The following is a 17,983-nucleotide window of genomic DNA, read 5'->3' as shown; positions in this document are numbered from 1 at the left end:
AGTCCCGTATGATACTAGATTCCAAGATACCTGCTGGTCCTTTGGCAGAAAAATGGACGAAGCACAAGTTTAACAGCAAGCTGGTGAACCCGGCAAATAAGCGAAAGTACGACGTCATCGTAGTGGGAACCGGTTTGGCAGGAGCTTCTGCTGCAGCATCTTTGGCTGAGCTGGGCTACAATGTCAAAGCGTTCACGTTTCACGACAGTCCACGCCGGGCACACTCGATCGCTGCTCAGGGCGGGATCAATGCTGCGAAGAACTATCAGAATGACGGCGACTCGATATATAGACTTTTCTACGACACCATCAAAGGCGGAGATTACAGATCCCGCGAGGGCAATGTCTATCGCCTGGCAGAGGTGTCTGTAAAAATAATTGACCAATGTGTGGCGCAGGGAGTGCCTTTTGCCCGCGAGTACGGCGGATTGCTGGCTAACCGTTCTTTTGGTGGTGCGCAGGTTTCCCGTACGTTCTACGCCCGGGGCCAAACCGGACAGCAGTTGCTTTTGGGTGCTTATTCTGCGCTGAGCCGTCAGGTAGCAAACGGAAAAGTAAAACTCTATCCGCGTACCGAGATGATGGACGTTGTTATGGTCGATGGCCAAGCCAGAGGTATTGTCACCCGAAATCTGATCACCGGAGCGGTTGAGACGCACGCGGCCCATGCTGTCTTGCTTTGCACAGGTGGATACGGCAACGTGTTTTTCCTCTCCACCAACGCGATGGGCTGCAATGTGACCGCTGCTTGGAGAGCCCATAAGCGTGGCGCTTACTTCGCCAACCCTTGCTTTACCCAGATTCACCCGACTTGTATTCCGGTGTCAGGAGATCATCAGTCCAAGTTGACGCTGATGTCCGAATCGCTGAGAAACGACGGCCGGGTTTGGGTACCTGCTTCGAAAGAAAATGCAGAGAAGCTGCGCAAAGGACAGATCAAGGTCAGTGACCTGAAAGAAGAAGACCGTGATTACTTCCTGGAGCGGAAATATCCATCTTTTGGTAACCTCGTACCGCGTGATGTGGCTTCCCGAAATGCGAAAGAGGCTTGTGACGACGGCAGGGGAGTCAACGAAACCGGCGAGGCCGTGTTCCTTGATTTCCGCGACGCCATCAAGCGTGATGGCAAAGCGGTCATCGAGTCGAAATATGGGAACCTCTTCGATATGTACAAGCAGATCACAGGAGAGGACCCTTACACATCGCCGATGATGATCTACCCGGCGGTACACTACACGATGGGTGGGCTTTGGGTCGATTACAATTTGATGACTACTATCCCGGGCTTGTATTGCTTGGGCGAGGCCAACTTCTCCGATCACGGTGCCAACCGCTTGGGAGCTTCTGCCTTGATGCAGGGATTAGCAGACGGTTACTTCGTGATTCCTTACACCATCGGTGACTACTTGGCGCAGACTCCACCCAAAAAAGTGGATGAAACCCATCCTGAATTTGCAAAGGTTGCGCAGGAGGTCAAAAACAGAATCAGCCAGCTGCTGAATATCGACGGCAAGCAGACCATTGATCATTTCCATAAGAAACTGGGCAAGATCATGTGGAATTACTGCGGGATGGCGCGGACAGCAGAAGGTTTGGCAAAAGCGAAAGCCGAAATCAAAGCCCTGAAAAAGGAATTCTGGTCAGACGTCAAGGTGCTTGGAACCAATGAAGAGTTGAACCTTTCCCTCGAAAAAGCACATCGCGTGGCGGATTTCTTGGAGCTTGGAGAATTGATGGTGGACGATGCACTCAACAGAAACGAGTCTTGTGGAGGTCACTTCCGGGAGGAGTACCAAACTCCGGAAGGAGAGGCGCTTCGCGACGATGAAAACTTCGCCTACGTGGCTGCCTGGAAGTATATGGGCGAAGGTCAGGAAGAAGAGCTCAACAAAGAGCCTTTGATATTCGAAAACGTGAAGCTGACTCAGCGTTCTTACAAATAATCTTTAGACAAAAATTCATAGCTGATTATGAAATTGACTTTAAAAATCTGGAGACAGAAAAACGCATCCGACAAAGGTGGCTTCGCTACGTATCCCGTCGATCATGTTTCCAAAGACATGTCTTTCCTCGAGATGCTGGATGTGTTGAACGAAGAATTGACTGAAAAAGGCGAGGATCCTGTTCACTTCGACCACGACTGCCGCGAAGGCATCTGCGGGACTTGCTCGTTGGTCATCAACGGCAAGCCTCACGGGCCGCTTCAGACAACGACCTGTCAACTTCACATGAGGTCGTTTGAAGACGGACAATCCATTACCATTGAACCTTGGAGAGCCAAAGCTTTCCCGGTGGTGAAAGATCTGGTGGTGGATCGCTATGCATTTGACCGAATCATCCAAGCGGGTGGCTATGTCAACATCAATACCGGCGGCGTGCCGGATGCGAATGAGATCCCGATTCCAAAGACAATCGCGGACTTGGCAATGGATGCCGCTCAGTGCATCGGCTGTGGTGCATGCGTGGCAGCTTGTAAAAATGCCTCCGCCATGCTCTTCACCTCTGCGAAAGTTTCTCAGCTGGCCTTGCTTCCGCAAGGTCAAGTCGAACGAAAAACGAGAGTGGAAAAGATGGTGGCCCAGATGGATGCCGAAGGGTTCGGAGCTTGCACCAATACCGGTGCCTGCGAAGCGGAATGTCCAAAAGGAATCTCCCTTACCAATATTGCAAGGATGAACAGAGAGTATTTCTCTGCTTCACTGACCAGCGAAAACGTCTGATCTGAATCTGAAAAATAAATGAAGAGAAAGCCAGGCCCTTGGGTCTGGCTTTTTTTGTTTTTTTGAGAAGGCTTTTCACTTTCTCTGAGGGACTTTCTGAAACGAAAGAGACAGAGGTCCGGGGTTTTCGAAGAGAGCTTGGGAGATTTGTAGACTGGGTGGAGGAACCCATCGGAGTGCCGTTTTTGTTTCGATCACTTTTCTTTTTACCCATTATTGTTGCATTTTTGCAGCAAAACTCAAATTGATGACCGTACTACTGAAAGGCCTTAGATTGATTCAGGATGGGGCGATTTTGGAGCCTAGAGATTACACCTTTGAGAATGGATTGATCGAGGAGGTGTTGGACGCTAGCTCCCGGGAGTTTGATCAAGCAATAGACTGTTTCTCGTTTTTGGCGTCTAAGGGCTGGATCGATCTTCGGTGCGGATTGGGTGAGCCCGGTCAGGAGTACCGGGAGACAGTCGAGAGCCTCTGCCAATCTCTGAGTGCCTCGGGCTTTTCCCAAGCGTTAATTTTGCCCAATACCGACCCGGTCATCCAGTCCAAAAGTGAGGTTGATTTTGTGTTGACGAAAGCAAAGAAGTATGCTCCGCAACTGCATGTAATGGGAGCAGTGACCAAGAATGCTTCAGGAGAAGACCTTACGGAGATCTTGGACATGCATTTTCAGTCCGGGCTTCGGTTTTTTGGAGACGGAACCAAGACTTTGGCCAATCCGGATCGGTACATGAAGATCTTGCAGTACCTCCAGAAGTTTGACGGAGTGTTGTTCGATCACGCCTATGACCCGCTGCTGGCGATATTTGGGCAGATGCATGAGGGAGAGATTTCCACCAAACTGGGCATGAAGGGAATCCCAAATATCGCAGACGATGTCGCCATTCAGAGAAACATTGAGATACTGAAATATTCCGGGGGCCGTGTGCATTTTCAGACTGTCAATACCGCTAAGGGCGTCGCGCTGATTCGGGAAGCCAAGGCACAGGGACTGAAGGTGACTGCAGACGTGTCGATTTACCAGTTGATTTTTTCAGAGGCTGATTTGGTCACCTTTGAGCCCAATTACAAGGTTAAGCCTCCATTTAGAGGAGCCGAAGATCGGGCTGCATTGGTCGAAGGTTTGAAAGATGGGACAATCGATGCGATCGTCTCCAATCACCAGCCACAGGATTTTGATTCGAAATTTGCCGAGTTTGACTTGGCAGCCTTTGGGATGGCGGGTTTGCAGACATTCCTTCCGGCCATGGTCAAGCTTTCCGACGAACTTTCTTGGGAGCTTTTGATTGAGAAAATCACCGAGGGCCCGGAGAGAATCCTTTCTACTTCAACTCCGTCCTGGACTATTTTTGATCCTACGGAAAAGTGGATCTATGGCGAAAAGTCCAATCAGTCGCTGTCCGCAAACAATCCATGGTTTGGAACAGAAGTCACCGGCAAGGTGAAATATGTTTTTCAGAAAGGAAACTTGATCAAGACGGATGACTAAATACTTTGCATCCGCTTATCAGTTTGGCACCTTGGGAGGTGTATTGAGCATTGTCTCATTTTATTTCCTCTCCTTTCTTTATCCAGATCCTACCAATTTGAACCTGCTGTTTGGCTACGTACTGGTTCCGGTAGCTGTGTTTCTTTCCATCAAGTTCTTTAAGGATTATTCCAATTCTGGCTTTCTGTCTTTTTCCGAAGGGATGACGGTTGGGTTTGTGACCTATACGCTACTCGGTATTTTATCGACACTTGGCATCTGGGTGATTCTCAGTTTTTCTCCTGAACTCTTCGAAGAAATCAAGATGCAAAAACTTGAAGTTCTGCTCGAAAGTAAGGCGATGATTATCTCCCAACTCGGTGAAAATTCCTATTTGGCGACTGAAGGAAGCTTGAAAGAGATGTCTCCATGGGATGTTGCTTTGAACGATGGACTTTGGAAAATCGTCCCCGGAATGTTTTTTAGCATTATTATTTCTATTATTTTCAGGAAAAACCCCTAACCAATTCTTTTATGGAAGAGAAACAAACTCCCCTACAGGCAGCGATCAAACCAGGACTTACCATGGGATTGGCCGCCTTGGCCGTTACCTACGTCGCTTATTTTATTGATTCCAGTTTGTTGGCTTCGATGTGGATGCTACTGATCGCATTGGTGATATTCTTTGGTTTGCTGATTTACTTTGGCAAAGAATACCGAACAGAACTCGGAGGATTCATGAGCTTTGGTGTGGCTTTCAACTTCTGCTTCATTGCAATGTTGATTTCAGGAGTTGTGTCGCTAATCGGTCAGATACTTCTGTTTCATGTGATTGACCCATCACTCGCGGGGGTTTTGGCGGATATTACATTTAATAAATCGCTGGAGATGATGGCGAGTTTCGGACAAAATCCTGACACGCTTCCTCCAGATGCGCTGAATGAGATCCGAAAAAGCACCGCTGATTCCTTTACGATTGGCGGCCAGCTGAAAAGCTTTGGCTTTGGACTTATCATTTATGCCATTATAGCGTTAATTTTGGCCGCAATTCTAAAGAAGCGTGACAAATCGCTAGACTATTAATCCATGACTCAAATTTCCGTAGTTGTCCCTGTTTTCAACGAGGAAGAATCATTGCCAGAACTTGCCCATTGGATCAGCCGTGTGATGAATCAGCACGGCTTTTCTTATGAGGTGATCTTCATCAACGATGGCAGCACGGACCGTTCTTGGGATGTGATTCAAAAGCTATCTTCTCGAAACCCTAGCGTCAAAGGTCTTAATTTTACCCGCAATTTCGGGAAATCTGCTGCGCTGGACGCTGGCTTCCGACGGGCGGTCGGGGAAGTGGTGATTACCATGGATGCCGATTTGCAGGATAGTCCAGATGAGATTCCTGGGCTTTATTCCATGATAACCCAAGACGGACTGGATGTGGTGTCGGGCTGGAAAAAAGAACGCCATGACCCGATCTCCAAGACCATTCCTTCCAAATTTTTTAACGGGGTGACCCGCTGGATTTCAGGAATTCAACTCCATGATTTCAATTGCGGACTGAAGGCTTACCGAAACAAGGTGGTGAAAAACGTGCGCATCTATGGTGAGATGCATCGGTATATCCCGTTGCTGTCCAAGTGGAATGGTTTTGGGAAAATCGGTGAGAAGGTAGTGCAACACCAACCGAGGAAATACGGGTACTCAAAGTTTGGACTGGAGCGGTTTCTCAACGGCTTCTTGGATCTGATTACTGTTTCTTTTGTCCATCGGTACAAAAAGAAGCCGATGCATTTCTTCGGGCTCTTGGGTACTTTTTCATTTCTTTCTGGTTTTCTGATTACAGCTTGGCTGATTTTTGAGAAAGTCTATGGTCTGAGCAAAGGGCTGAAAGTCCGCGAAATCGTCGATCAGCCGCTGTTTTTCCTCGCTTTGGTAGCGCTGATTATAGGAGTTCAGCTGTTTGTTACCGGATTTATTGCAGAGCTGATGACGTCCAATCAATCCAAGGAAATCGAATACAAGATAGACGAGGAGCTCAATTTCGACTTTTAATGTTTTTTTCGGTCATCATACCGGTTTACAATCGTCCCTCTGAGGTATTTGAACTTCTAACTAGTTTGAGCCATCAAACCCACAAGGGTTTTGAGGTAGTATTGGTAGAGGATGGTTCGACAACCAAGGCGGACCAAGTCGTATCACGATTTGATTCAGAGCTTTCGATCCAATACTTTTTTCAAGAAAATCAGGGACAGGGATTTGCCCGGAATTTTGGGATGACAGAAGCCAAAGGCGACTTCTTTGTCATATTGGATTCGGATGTCATCTTACCTCCAGATTATCTGTCGGTTTTGGAAAAAGCCATCCAGGAGAGAGATCTGGATGCTTTTGGCGGTCCCGATGCGGCGGCATCGGATTTTTCCAATCTTCAAAAAGCGATGGATTTTGCGATGACTTCTTTTTGGACGACCGGAGGAATCCGTGGAAAGCTGAAAGATCCTTCAAAATATCAGGCGAGAGGATTCAATATGGGCGTTTCGCGGCGGGTTTTTGCGGCATTAGGAGGATTTGTAGATCCAAACCGGGGAGAGGATATCGAATGGAGTATCCGGATCAAGAAGGCAGGATTTCGGCTGGAATTGGTCGAAGAGGCTTTTGTCTATCACAAGCGGAAGAACACGCTTGGGTCATTTGCAAGGCAGGCCTTTTCGTTTGGGAGAAACCGCGTCAACGTTTCGCGATTTCACCCCGAGGCGATCAAGTTGGTACATTGGATGCCGACTTTTTTTGGTTTGTTCTTGGTCTCACTACTTGCCAATGCAGTCTTTTTTCAGATTTTTCTGATCCCGCAGGTTCTTGTTTTGGGAGCTTGGGGAGCAATGGTGATTTGGACAGCCAGCTGGAAGTATCAGTCTATTCTTGTGGGTGATTTGGCACTCGTAACTTCGATTATCCAGCTTTGCTGCTATGGGGCGGGATTGGTTTTTGAATTTGTCAGAAAGCTCACCAAAGGCTAATTGCCTTTTCTGCACACGAAAATTGTCTCATCGGGAGCCAGGGCGAAGCGTTTCACCTTTTCCGCAGGGAGTTCTTTCACGAAGAGGTTTTCCTCCATCTTGAGACCTGACTTCCTTAGTCTTTGGGCATAATCTTTCCCGAACTTCCGAACATGGTCCCGCTGTCCGAACAAACGCTCTCGCTCAGCCGGATCGGTGATGGATTTGTCTTCAATTGTTTTTTCAAGATTGTAAACGGGTGACTGAAGTATTCCCCAGCCATTTGGTTTGAGCACCCGGTTAAATTCCGAGCAAGCTAGGATGTCGTCGTCGACGTGCTCCAACACGTGATTGCAAAAGACCACGTCGAAGGTGTTTTCGGGAAACTGGATGGAGTGAACGTCCATCTTGACCTTTGCCAAAGGAGACTCGATGTCTGCCGTGATGTAGTTCAGATTGGGCAGCGCTTCAAATCGCTCAATGAAGCAGTGCTCAGGCGCGACGTGAAGCACTTTTAATTTGCCGGTGAAAAAGTCTGTTTTTTCCTGAAGAAAGAGCCACATCAATCGATGCCTTTCCAAGGCCAGGCAGCTGGGGCAAAGGGCATTTTCCCGGGCAATCCGCCCATAGGGGAGAAATTTCTTGTATTGGTTTTTGCAAACCGGGCATTCTACCTCATTTCCTTTGTTCAATTGTGACAGGACCTTCATCACCATCGGGCTGACGGTCTGGAGTATTGGTCGTGGGATGTAGCGAATGACGAAACTGATGGCTTTTTTCATGCTGGGTAAATTGCGCTGCAAGTTACCAAAACAATTGCAGTTCGGCTTTCTCAGCGGGATTCCCGGGGTCGATTGGGACAAAAAAAAGGCGGATAGTTCCGCCTTGAGTGAATAAAATATTTACTCTCTAACCAATCGGCTCGTCGGATTCGGAAGATCCTTTTGGGAGTCTTCCGGCTTTCCGCAGAGATTCCCTGATAATCCACTCCAACTGGCCATTTGTGCTTCTAAATTCATCTGCGGCCCATTTCTCCAATGCCTTCATCATGGATTCATCGAGTCGGAGCGCAAACGCTTTTTTCTTTGACATGATTTAGTCCTCCATCCAATTTTCTATAAACTCACTCAACTCTTTCGGCTTTTGCGTGCCGATGAGAATTTTTTTCTTTTCACCCAGATCGATCGAAAGACCCGTGTCTCCAATCACCGTATAGGCTTTGGTGGTTTTATTCCCCTTGATTCCCCATCCGCCATGATCGGTCAGCGGACTGAACGATATCACATCTGCTTTTCGGATTTCATGCTTTTCAATTAGCCTCCACTTGACAAAAGGAAAGTACTTGTAGTGGATTCCTTTTTCGTCGATCCTGGTTTCCAGCTTGATGTTGAAAATCAATCCCATGACCAATGCCATAACGCTGAAAACAGCAATTAGGGCAATCATTCCTTCCATTCTCTCGGTGGATTCGCCTGTGAACACCAGCACACTTACTAGGACAAGTGTGGGAATCTCCAGCAGCAGGATCAGATACATTACCCAAGTGCCCCGGTAGGTTTGCTCTTCTTTGAAAATCCGACCGTACATGATTTATTGGTGCAAAGTTCCCACATTCAGAACCGGACTGGCACTTCGGTCAGAGCAAAGAACTACCATCAGGTTTGACACCATTGCAGCTTTTTTGTCTTGATCAAACTCGATAATGTCCTTCATTTTCAGATCAGCCAAAGCCATCTCCACCATTCCGACTGCACCTTCTACGATCTTTTGTCTTGCTGCTACGATGGCGGTAGCCTGTTGTCTTTGGAGCATCGCTGACGCGATCTCGGAGGCATAAGCCAAATGCGAGATGCGGGCTTCTATTACTTTTATTCCAGCCTGGAGCAGCCGCTCTGCAATTTCTTTTTCCAAAGAATGGTTTACTTCCTCTACTCCAGATCTTAGAGTGATTTCAGAATGGTCATCTTCAAAATTGTCATAGGAGAACAATCCTGCCATTTTTCTGACAGCGGCGTCTGTCTGAAGATGTACGAAGTTTTCATAATCCTCCACATCGAAAGTGGTTTTGAAGGTGTCTTCCACTTGCCAGACGACGATAGTTCCGATCATGACAGGGTTACCGATCTTGTCATTCACTTTGAGTGGTTTGTTTTCGAAGTTTCTGACACGGAGAGAAATTTTCTTTTTGACCATGAAAGGATTGACCCAAAAGAAGCCGTTTGCTTTGACTGTTCCCTCATATCTTCCGAACAGCAAAAGCACTATCGCTTTGTTTGGCTCGACGATGAAGAAGCCGGGCGAACAAGCGATGGATAGGAAAAGTAGAACTCCGCCAATTGGAGATCCATAGGACAGGAGAGTGGCGGAAGCTACGATTCCGAATAGTACCAGGAAAACCATGATGTATCCTGAGCTGGGTTTGGTTATTTTTTCCATTTCAATATGATGTTAAAATGATATCATTGTGAATAACGGAAAATTAATTTAAATGGCAAATTTTCTGCAAAAAAAATACCCCGGGGTGGCCGGGGTATTGAGGTTGATTGGTGGGATTTAGTTCTTTTTGAAAAGAGAGTCGACGAACTCTTTTCGATTGAAGAGCTGGAGATCAGTCATCTTTTCACCGACTCCGATGTATTTGACCGGGATTTTGAATTGATCCGAAATACCGATGACCACACCGCCTTTTGCAGTTCCGTCAAGTTTAGTGATGGCCAAGGCCGTGATATCTGTGACTTTGGTGAATTCTTTGGCTTGGATGAAAGCATTTTGGCCGGTGGAGCCATCCAAGACCAAAAGGATTTCATGCGGTGCGTCCGGGATGAACTTCTGCATCACACGCTTGATCTTGCCAAGCTCATTCATCAAGTTGACTTTGGTGTGAAGTCTGCCCGCCGTATCGATGATCACGATGTCGGCGCCGGTGTCGACACCTTGCTTCACCGCGTCAAAGGCAACAGAGGCGGGGTCAGTGTTCATGCCGTGCGAGACGACAGGCACACCAACGCGGTCGCCCCAAAGAATGAGCTGATCTACTGCCGCAGCTCTAAAAGTGTCCGCCGCACCGAGTACGACTGATTTTCCTGCGCTTTTGAATAGGTTGGCTAGTTTGCCGATGGTGGTGGTCTTTCCGACGCCATTTACACCCACGACCATGAGGACGTAAGGCTTTTTGTCTGCCGGTATCTCAAAATCCAACAGATCCTGCGTGTTGTTCTCTTCCAGCAAAGAAGCAATTTCTTCTCTAAGGATCACATCCAGTTCTGAGGAGTTGAGGTATTTGTCTTTGGCGACACGCTCTTCAATCCTTCGAATGACTTTGATGGTGGTGTCCACTCCGACGTCAGAGGTGATGAGAATTTCTTCCAGTTGGTCGAGGACTTCCTCGTCGACTTGGGACTTTCCTACTACAGCTTTGCTTAGCTTGGAGAAAATGGATTCGCTGGTTTTCTGAAGTCCCTGATCCAGACTTTCTTTTTTCTCTTTTGAAAAAAATCCAAAGATTCCCATGCTGCGTTGTTTTTATAAAAGTGGAATATAATGAAAAAGTCCCTGCTGATATTTAACCAGAGGGACTCAATGTGCATTACGATGCGTTAGGCAAATTATTTTTTCAAGGTGTCCTGTACCGCGGTGGAAGGAACCATTTCTTCTCTGAAGGTGTAGGCACCGGTCTTCTCAGACTTGACGGCACGGATCACTTTGGCGTAAGATACGCCACCTTCTTTTTTCAGGGTTGCTACTACTTTCTTAGCCATTTCTGTGTTGTTTAAGCGGGATCAGACCCGAGCTAAATTACTTGATTTCTTTATGAACAGTTACTTTCTTCAGGATTGGGTTGAATTTCTTCAGCTCCAATCTTTCGGTCGTATTTTTTCTGTTTTTGGTAGTGATGTATCTTGAAGTACCTGGCATGCCGGAGTTTTTGTGCTCGGTGCATTCCATAATCACTTGTACTCTATTGCCTTTCTTAGCCATCTCGGTGTTGATTTAAGGGACTGTGACTTTGATTATTTGATAACAATCATTCCAGAATCCTGCGCTTTTTTCAAAACTGCAGTGATACCGTTCTTATTGATAGTTTTCAGTGCCTTAGAGCAAACTTTCAGAGTGATCCATGCGTCTTCCTCTGGGACGTAGAAGCTCTTCTTGTGAAGATTTGGGTAAAATCTACGCTTGGTTTTGTTGTTTGCATGGGACACGTTATTACCTACTTGAGGTCTTTTTCCGGTTATGTCACAAACTTTTGCCATGATTTCGTATCGTAAAATAAATGCGTTTCTGTAATGAGTCTGCAAATATCGGAACTTTTTGGGAATTAACAACAAAGCATTTTAAAAATATTCGGCTTTTCCTCAGGCTTTTGGATAGGGGCAATGTTTGCACCCGTTTCCACAGCAATAGCCCCGTTTCAGGTGATATTTTTCTGTAAAAACCATCAACCCCTTTCCGTTGATATAGTAGTCTTCTGCGGTCAGAGCTGGCAAGGGCTTCTTTTCTTCTTTCATGGCATGGCCAAGGGGCAATTGTTATATTTGAGTCTGGTCCAGTTACAAAACCGCGTAAAATTAACCAAAACATGGAAAACCTTACTTCCAGCAGCCAAGCAATCGAACTTGAAGATAGATATGGTGCCCATAATTATCATCCTTTGCCCGTGGTATTGGCCAGGGGAGAGGGCGTGTTTCTGTGGGATGTGGAAGGGAAAAGGTATTATGATTTTCTGTCGGCCTATTCGGCTGTCAATCAGGGACACTGTCATCCGCGAATCAAACAAGCGCTGATCGAGCAGGCGGGGATTCTAACACTGACCTCCCGAGCTTTTTATAATGACGTGTTAGGACCTTTCGAGAAGTACTTGACTGAATACTTTGGCTACGATAAGGTCCTGCCCATGAATACCGGCGCGGAAGGGGTGGAAACAGCAATTAAAATTGCACGAAAATGGGGCTATGAGCGCAAAGGGGTGGATGAGAACGCCGCCAAGATCATCGTTGCTGACGGCAATTTCCATGGAAGGACGACGACCATCATCTCCTTTTCCAATGATAGAAATGCCCGGAAAAATTTTGGCCCATACACAGCCGGTTTTGTCAAGGTGCCTTATGATGACATCTCCGCTTTGGAAAGCGCGCTCGAGGACCCGGCTGTGGTGGCATTTCTTGTCGAACCAATCCAAGGCGAGGCAGGAGTTTTTGTACCTCAAGACGGGTATCTGACTAAGGCAAAGGCGGCTTGTCAGAGCAAGAATGTGCTTTTCATTGCGGACGAGATTCAGACAGGCATCGCACGAACCGGGAAACTGCTGGCTGTAGATCATGAAAATGTGCGGCCGGACATGTTGATTCTGGGCAAGGCTATTTCGGGAGGTTTCTATCCGGTGTCTGCTGTTTTGGCCGACGATCATATCATGAATGTGATCAAGCCGGGACAGCACGGGTCAACCTTCGGAGGCAATCCCTTGGGAGTGAAAGTGGCGATGGCCGCTTTGGAAGTGGTTAAGGATGAAAATCTGGCTGAAAATGCGGAACGGCTCGGGGTTATTTTTCGCCAAAGGATGCAGGAAATGGTCGGGAAATCGGACCTTGTTAGGCTCGTTCGAGGAAAAGGATTGCTGAATGCCATAGTGATCAATGACAGCGAAGAAAGCTCCACCGCTTGGGATATTTGTATAGCGCTTGCTGAAAACGGGCTTTTGGCTAAGCCTACTCATGGCAACATTATTCGTTTTGCGCCGCCGCTGGTGATGACCGAGATTCAGCTGAATGAATGTTGTGACATTATCGAACGCGTCATTGCGAAATTTGAAACCCGGGGTTAAAATCGCACTTTTTGAAAACCGATTGAGTTACCATTTTCAGTACCCCTTTATTATATCCAATGTCACAAGCAGTAATTTTCGATATGGATGGCGTCATTTGCCATACCAACCCATTTCATTCCCAAGCCTTCAGGCAATTCTTTGAAAAACGCGAGCTCTTTCCCACTGAGGAAGATTTTATGCTCCATATGTATGGGAAAAACAATGGCTACATCTTGAGCCACTTTCTCAGAAGAACAATTGAAGGTCAAGAGCTCTTGGATCTGGAGGATGAGAAGGAGAGTCTTTTTCGGTTAATATATAAGGAGCAGGTAGATCCGATTCCGGGTTTTCTGGAGTTTTTCCATGCCCTGAGAAAGGCAGGATTTAAAACCGGAGTGGCTACTTCTGCGCCGTTTGCAAATCTCGAATTGATAGCTGGAAAGCTGGATCTTTTTCCTCATCTGGAGTCTGCCCTGGCGAGTGAGCACGTGAGCAAGCACAAGCCGGATCCTGAAGTCTACCTTAAGACAGCTCAAAACCTCTCGCTTGATCCGAGTCAGTGCATCGTTTTCGAAGATTCCTTTTCGGGAGTTTCGGCTGCAAAAAATGCGGGAATGAAAGTGGTGGGAGTCCTCTCGTCGCATACTGTAGACGAGCTGCCGGTTTGCGATCTGTATATCGAAAATTATTTGGGCCTTGAGGTAGCTAAAATCCAGCACCTTTTGAACGCCAAAGACAGCTTGATACAATAGAAGGCTATTTCATTGTTAATCTCATCAAGCATTCTGGATTTTCTGGAATGCTTTTCTCGTTAATTGAAAGAAGGTTACCCTGCCTATGGTTAACTTTGTCCTCTGTTTTACAAAAGAAATGATGCAACGAAGACCCCGCAGAAACCGCAAATCTGAAGCTGTAAGAAACCTGGTTGAGGAAACCAGCCTTTCGGTCAAAGACCTGATATTCCCCCTTTTCCTGATTGACGGATCAAACAAGAAAGTGGAAGTGAATTCAATGCCCGGGATTTTTAGATATTCCCAGGATCTGATGCTTAAGGAGATCGAAGCTTGCATGAATCTTGGGATCATGGCCTTTGACGTTTTTCCGGCATATCCCGAGTCGCTAAAGGATTCCAATGCATCCGAAAGCTATAATCCGGGGACTTTTTATCTGAAAGCACTCCGTGAGATCAAAAAGCAATTCCCCGAGGTCTGTTTGATGTCTGATGTGGCCATGGATCCGTACAGTAGCGATGGGCATGACGGCCTAGTGAAAGGTGGAAAAATCCTCAATGACGAGACGCTCGAGATATTGGGAAGGATGTCATTGGCACAAGCGGACGCAGGAGTGGATATTTTAGGTCCCTCGGACATGATGGATGGAAGGGTGGGGTACATCCGAAATCTTCTCGACGAAAGCGGCTTCTCGGACACTTCGATCATGTCCTACACGGCCAAGTATGCAAGTGCATTCTATGGTCCATTCAGAGATGCGCTGGATTCGGCACCGAAATTTGGCGATAAAAAAACCTATCAGATGAATCCTGCCAATTCCCAGGAAGCATTGATCGAAGCTGACTTGGATACCGAGGAGGGTGCAGACTTCCTTATGGTCAAGCCGGCGCTGAGTTATCTGGATATTATCAAGCTACTTAGTGACAATTGTCCTCTGCCGGTTGCTGCGTACAACGTTTCCGGTGAATACAGTATGGTAAAGGCAGCAGCGGCGCAGGGGTGGTTGGATTCTGACCGTGCGATGCTTGAGATTTTGCTTTCCATCAAGAGATCCGGGGCAAAAATCATCCTGTCTTATTTTGCAAAAGAGTACGCTTTGCTAGGAAAATAGATATTGCTTTTAATTTTTGCCCAAAGCCCAGATTTATCTGGGCTTTTTTTTGTTTTGGGCTGTTATTTCATCAAATCTTCTGGATAACGTGTATGATTTTTTCATTTCAGATAAAAAAAAATCCATTTTATGAAAAATTATGTTTTTCATAAAAAATGACATTTGAATGAATATTCCAAAAAAGTAAAATATTCAGAATATAGTTTTGTCAAATGGGTAAGATATATTTTTTGCTACTGTTTGAGGTCTTCCGTAATCGATTCCAGAGAATTTCATGAAGATTTTCCAAATTTTATTTTTCTAACCGAACAGTTTATGAAATATCGTGTTTCTGTATAAAAATTGAAAAAAATGTAAAAAATGGATGTAAAATAGCCTTTAAATATTGATTTGGTTGAGTTAAAATCAAAAATCAGTTTGTTTTTATGCTTTTTTTATAATTACATTCGAAAGAAGCAATTGCTCGCAAACCTATTTTAAATTCTGAAAAACGTTCAAAATTTAACCAAAACCTAATGATGTATTTCGCACCCCTGTTGGCCCAAGATGCGGCCGCGATCGATTTGTCAGCGGAGATCGCCCAAGGTCTCCTGACGACAAACAATGTATGGATGATGCTCTCTACTGCCCTGGTGTTTATCATGCACCTTGGATTTGCCGGAGTAGAGGCAGGATTTGGCCAAGCCAAAAACACGGTAAATATTCTATTCAAGAATACCATTACCCCGATTATCGGAATTCTTTGCTATGCGGCCTTTGGCTTCTATCTGATGTATCCCGGTTTTGAAGTTCCGGGCTGGTTTGCATTCGATGCGGCTGGATGGAGCATGTTTTGGTTTAGCCCTGCCGACGCCGATGTGACTGTCGGCTATGCAAATGGGGGTTATACCTATTGGACTGATTTCCTTTTCCAGGCGATGTTTGCCGCCACGGCTGCTACGATTGTGTCTGGAGCTATCGCCGAGCGTGTCAAATTGGGAGCCTACCTGATTTTTACCTTGTTCTTTGTTGGGATAGTCTATCCGCTCATCGGAAGCTGGAAATGGGGCGGCGGAGCCTTGAATGAAATGGGATTCTATGATTTCGCAGGAAGTACCTTGGTCCATTCAGTAGGTGGATGGGGAGCGCTGGCCGGAGTGATTTTGGTCGGACCTCGAATCGGGAAATATGTGAATGGAAAAACAGTCGAAAAGCCAGGAGCGAGTGTTCCGCTGGCGGTGATCGGTGTGTTTATGCTTTGGCTGGGATGGTTTGGCTTCAACGGCGGATCAGTGCTTTCGGCAGATCCTGGCTTGGTATCTTTTGTTTTGGTGACGACGTGCCTGGCTGCTTGCGCCGGTGGTCTAGGAGGCTTTTTGGCTGCCTATTTTGCCTTCAAACGCCTGGATTTGGGCATGGTTCTCAATGGCATTTTGGCAGGACTTGTATCTATCACGGCTGGTGCAGATGTGATTAACCCGGGTACAGCTGTTCTTGTCGGTTTTGTCGGAGGAATTTTGGTTGTGATTTCAGCAGTCCTTCTGGATAAAGCAAGACTTGACGATGTAGTGGGTGCCGTCTCCGTGCATTTGACTTGCGGAGTCTGGGGAACTTTGGCTGTGGGTATTTTCTCGACCAATCCAGACCACTCATTTGTTACCCAGTTGATTGGAGTAGCTATTTGCGGAGCGACGGCCTTTGCTTCTGCCTTTGTAATTTTCTTTGTTCTGAAAAAGACCATGGGGATCCGAGTGTCTGAAGAGCATGAAAGAACTGGCTTGGATTCTCACGAACATGGAATCCGCGGATACACCATTGTGTATGACGAATAGGCGTTTGGCCTCATAAAAGTACACGCCACTTCCGGTAGAAAAATCGCGACTCCTTCGTGCGGATGGGTATTATCAAAAACAATCTCTAACTGTTATTCAAAATCAAAATGAAAAATCTATACCTACTTATACTGTGTTTTGTTTTAGCTGCTTCTCAGGTAGCCTATTCTCAAGAAGTCATCATTGTCGAAGAAGTTGTTGAAGAAGAAGAGACTGGTCTGTCACTCTCTGGCTCGGTAGATACTTACTTCAGGACAAATTTTAATGGCCCAAACAAAGGGGAATTCGCTCAGGCGCCAGCCAGTTCATTCGGTAACCTTCCAGGTTTCGCACTTGGCATGGCCAATATTATCGCGACCTACCAAGGGAAGAAGGTGGGTGCAGTTGCTGATTTGGTCTTCGGTCCAAGAGGCGAGGATGCTGTATTCGGTTCGCCGCTTTATGCTGGAGGAATGGCTGGTAGCTCTCAGATCGTCAATCAATTGTATGTCTATTGGAATGTCTCTGACAAAGTCACGCTGACTATGGGTAACTTCAATACCTTCTTGGGCTACGAAGTCATTTCTCCGACTGCCAATTTCAACTATTCGACGTCTTACATGTTTTCTTACGGCCCGTTTTCACACACAGGTATTAAAGCAAACTTCCAGCTGTCTGATAAGTTCTCCTTCATGGCTGCTGTGATGAACCCTACGGATATCACGGAATTTAATCCGGTTGGCACGTATACGTTGGGAGCTCAGTTGGGTTATTCTACGGATGCTGGCAATACTTATCTAAACTTCGTGTACGGGGACCAAGATGGAAACTTAGAAGATGATGGTACATTGGTAACGGATCAATCTTCTCTGGGAAAGACATTTCAGGTGGACTTGACTACAGGATTTGATCTTTCAGAAGCGTTCTATCTTGGATTCAACACAACCTACAATACCACCAGTGCAGGAGAAGTTTTCACAGGGTCGGACGTACAGGATTTGGATGGTGACGGAGCTGGATTTTACGGATTTGCGGGATATTTGCAGACCAGTCCTTCTGAGAACTTCTCGATTGGTGTTCGTGGTGAATATTTCAGCGTATTTAATAACGGCCTAGAAGGTGTCGTAGGTATCGATCCGGCTACTGGGGACGGTAGTGTCTTTGCGGCGACTTTGTCAGGAAATATTAAAGTTGGAGGTAATCTGACCTTGATTCCTGAACTGAGAGTTGACAGCATGAAAGAAGAGTATTTTGTGAACAATGATCTCAATGGAAGCAAAAGCTTGGCGTCATTTCTTTTCGCAGCGGTTTTTGCCTTCTAAGAGATAAAGATTATAAACAGGGTCTATTGTTAAATAAAGCCGGGGTGA

Annotated in this window: 21 protein-coding genes; 12 read left to right on the top strand and 9 right to left on the bottom strand. The window is 46.4% G+C overall.

Annotation, left to right across the window (positions count from 1 at the left end):
* The first annotated feature begins 8 nt into the window (after positions 1-8).
* The 7 genes from G459_RS0116600 to G459_RS0116565 all read left to right on the top strand — a co-directional run bounded on the left by G459_RS0116600 (position 9) and on the right by G459_RS0116565 (position 7,199).
* A complete protein-coding gene (locus tag G459_RS0116600) occupies positions 9-1,943 on the top strand; it encodes a fumarate reductase/succinate dehydrogenase flavoprotein subunit (protein ID WP_026968648.1) in 1,935 nt (644 codons plus the stop codon).
* A 27-nt stretch (positions 1,944-1,970) separates the two neighbouring features.
* A complete protein-coding gene (locus G459_RS0116595) occupies positions 1,971-2,720 on the top strand; it encodes a succinate dehydrogenase/fumarate reductase iron-sulfur subunit (protein WP_026968647.1) in 750 nt (249 codons plus the stop codon).
* 247 nt (positions 2,721-2,967) lie between these two features.
* A complete protein-coding gene (locus G459_RS0116585) occupies positions 2,968-4,209 on the top strand; it encodes a dihydroorotase (RefSeq protein ID WP_026968645.1) in 1,242 nt (413 codons plus the stop codon).
* Positions 4,202-4,711 carry a DUF4199 domain-containing protein gene (locus tag G459_RS0116580; RefSeq protein ID WP_026968644.1) on the top strand — a complete coding sequence of 170 codons (510 nt, stop codon included), beginning with the start codon at positions 4,202-4,204 and terminating at the stop codon, positions 4,709-4,711. The genes G459_RS0116585 and G459_RS0116580 overlap by 8 nt, the downstream gene beginning before the upstream one ends.
* 11 nt (positions 4,712-4,722) lie before the next feature.
* Positions 4,723-5,271 (top strand): DUF4199 domain-containing protein, encoded by a 549-nt coding sequence (locus tag G459_RS0116575; protein ID WP_026968643.1) that lies wholly within the window; start codon positions 4,723-4,725, stop codon positions 5,269-5,271.
* 3 nt (positions 5,272-5,274) lie between these two features.
* Positions 5,275-6,237, top strand: a complete 963-nt coding sequence (locus G459_RS0116570; protein WP_026968642.1) for a glycosyltransferase family 2 protein — start codon at positions 5,275-5,277, stop codon at positions 6,235-6,237.
* Complete coding sequence (locus G459_RS0116565; RefSeq protein ID WP_026968641.1) at positions 6,237-7,199, top strand: glycosyltransferase family 2 protein; 963 nt, start codon at positions 6,237-6,239, stop codon at positions 7,197-7,199. The genes G459_RS0116570 and G459_RS0116565 overlap by 1 nt, the downstream gene beginning before the upstream one ends.
* Here G459_RS0116565 and G459_RS0116560 read toward each other — a convergent pair.
* The 9 genes from G459_RS0116560 to G459_RS30185 all read right to left on the bottom strand — a co-directional run bounded on the left by G459_RS0116560 (position 7,196) and on the right by G459_RS30185 (position 11,686).
* Entirely contained in the window at positions 7,196-7,960 is a 765-nt protein-coding gene (locus G459_RS0116560) for a class I SAM-dependent methyltransferase (protein ID WP_026968640.1), read from the bottom strand. The two genes, G459_RS0116565 and G459_RS0116560, sit on opposite strands and share 4 nt — an antisense overlap.
* 127 nt (positions 7,961-8,087) lie before the next feature.
* Positions 8,088-8,270 carry a type II toxin-antitoxin system antitoxin gene (locus G459_RS0116550; protein WP_026968639.1) on the bottom strand — a complete coding sequence of 61 codons (183 nt, stop codon included), beginning with the start codon at positions 8,268-8,270 and terminating at the stop codon, positions 8,088-8,090.
* Between the two features lie 3 nt (positions 8,271-8,273).
* Positions 8,274-8,765 (bottom strand): hypothetical protein, encoded by a 492-nt coding sequence (locus tag G459_RS0116545; protein ID WP_035456232.1) that lies wholly within the window; start codon positions 8,763-8,765, stop codon positions 8,274-8,276.
* A gap of 3 nt (positions 8,766-8,768) precedes the next feature.
* Positions 8,769-9,614: an SPFH domain-containing protein gene (locus G459_RS0116540; protein WP_026968637.1), complete on the bottom strand. Its 846-nt coding sequence runs from the start codon at positions 9,612-9,614 to the stop codon at positions 8,769-8,771.
* Positions 9,615-9,731: 117 nt separating this feature from the next.
* Positions 9,732-10,688: a signal recognition particle-docking protein FtsY gene (gene ftsY / locus G459_RS0116535; RefSeq protein WP_026968636.1), complete on the bottom strand. Its 957-nt coding sequence runs from the start codon at positions 10,686-10,688 to the stop codon at positions 9,732-9,734.
* Between the two features lie 95 nt (positions 10,689-10,783).
* The gene (locus G459_RS29485; protein ID WP_084454550.1) at positions 10,784-10,936 is read right to left on the bottom strand and encodes a DUF4295 domain-containing protein; all 153 of its coding nucleotides are present in this window, start codon (positions 10,934-10,936) and stop codon (positions 10,784-10,786) included.
* Positions 10,937-10,973: 37 nt separating this feature from the next.
* On the bottom strand, positions 10,974-11,156 hold the full coding sequence (gene rpmG, locus G459_RS0116525; RefSeq protein ID WP_009036148.1) for a 50S ribosomal protein L33: 183 nt from the start codon (positions 11,154-11,156) through the stop codon (positions 10,974-10,976).
* Positions 11,157-11,188: 32 nt separating this feature from the next.
* Entirely contained in the window at positions 11,189-11,431 is a 243-nt protein-coding gene (gene rpmB / locus G459_RS0116520) for a 50S ribosomal protein L28 (RefSeq protein WP_026968635.1), read from the bottom strand.
* Between the two features lie 102 nt (positions 11,432-11,533).
* Positions 11,534-11,686 carry a C1orf53 family protein gene (locus tag G459_RS30185; protein WP_169725045.1) on the bottom strand — a complete coding sequence of 51 codons (153 nt, stop codon included), beginning with the start codon at positions 11,684-11,686 and terminating at the stop codon, positions 11,534-11,536.
* A 71-nt stretch (positions 11,687-11,757) separates the two neighbouring features.
* Between G459_RS30185 and rocD the strand changes: the two genes are divergently transcribed.
* The 5 genes from rocD to G459_RS0116480 all read left to right on the top strand — a co-directional run bounded on the left by rocD (position 11,758) and on the right by G459_RS0116480 (position 17,935).
* Positions 11,758-12,999: an ornithine--oxo-acid transaminase gene (rocD, locus tag G459_RS0116510; protein ID WP_026968634.1), complete on the top strand. Its 1,242-nt coding sequence runs from the start codon at positions 11,758-11,760 to the stop codon at positions 12,997-12,999.
* A 59-nt stretch (positions 13,000-13,058) separates the two neighbouring features.
* On the top strand, positions 13,059-13,733 hold the full coding sequence (locus G459_RS0116505; RefSeq protein WP_026968633.1) for an HAD family hydrolase: 675 nt from the start codon (positions 13,059-13,061) through the stop codon (positions 13,731-13,733).
* A gap of 121 nt (positions 13,734-13,854) precedes the next feature.
* The gene (gene hemB / locus G459_RS0116500; protein WP_026968632.1) at positions 13,855-14,823 is read left to right on the top strand and encodes a porphobilinogen synthase; all 969 of its coding nucleotides are present in this window, start codon (positions 13,855-13,857) and stop codon (positions 14,821-14,823) included.
* Positions 14,824-15,341: 518 nt separating this feature from the next.
* Positions 15,342-16,634, top strand: coding sequence for an ammonium transporter (locus G459_RS0116485; protein WP_157373366.1), 1,293 nt, complete (start codon positions 15,342-15,344; stop codon positions 16,632-16,634).
* A gap of 107 nt (positions 16,635-16,741) precedes the next feature.
* Positions 16,742-17,935, top strand: a complete 1,194-nt coding sequence (locus tag G459_RS0116480) for a porin (RefSeq protein ID WP_026968630.1) — start codon at positions 16,742-16,744, stop codon at positions 17,933-17,935.
* Positions 17,936-17,983: the final 48 nt, after the last annotated feature.

It is taken from the genome of Algoriphagus terrigena DSM 22685 (assembly GCF_000429445.1).
Classification (GTDB): Bacteria; Bacteroidota; Bacteroidia; order Cytophagales; family Cyclobacteriaceae; genus Algoriphagus; species Algoriphagus terrigena.
Note: the sequence above shows the minus strand (reverse complement) of the source record. Positions and strands in the feature narration are given on the sequence as shown.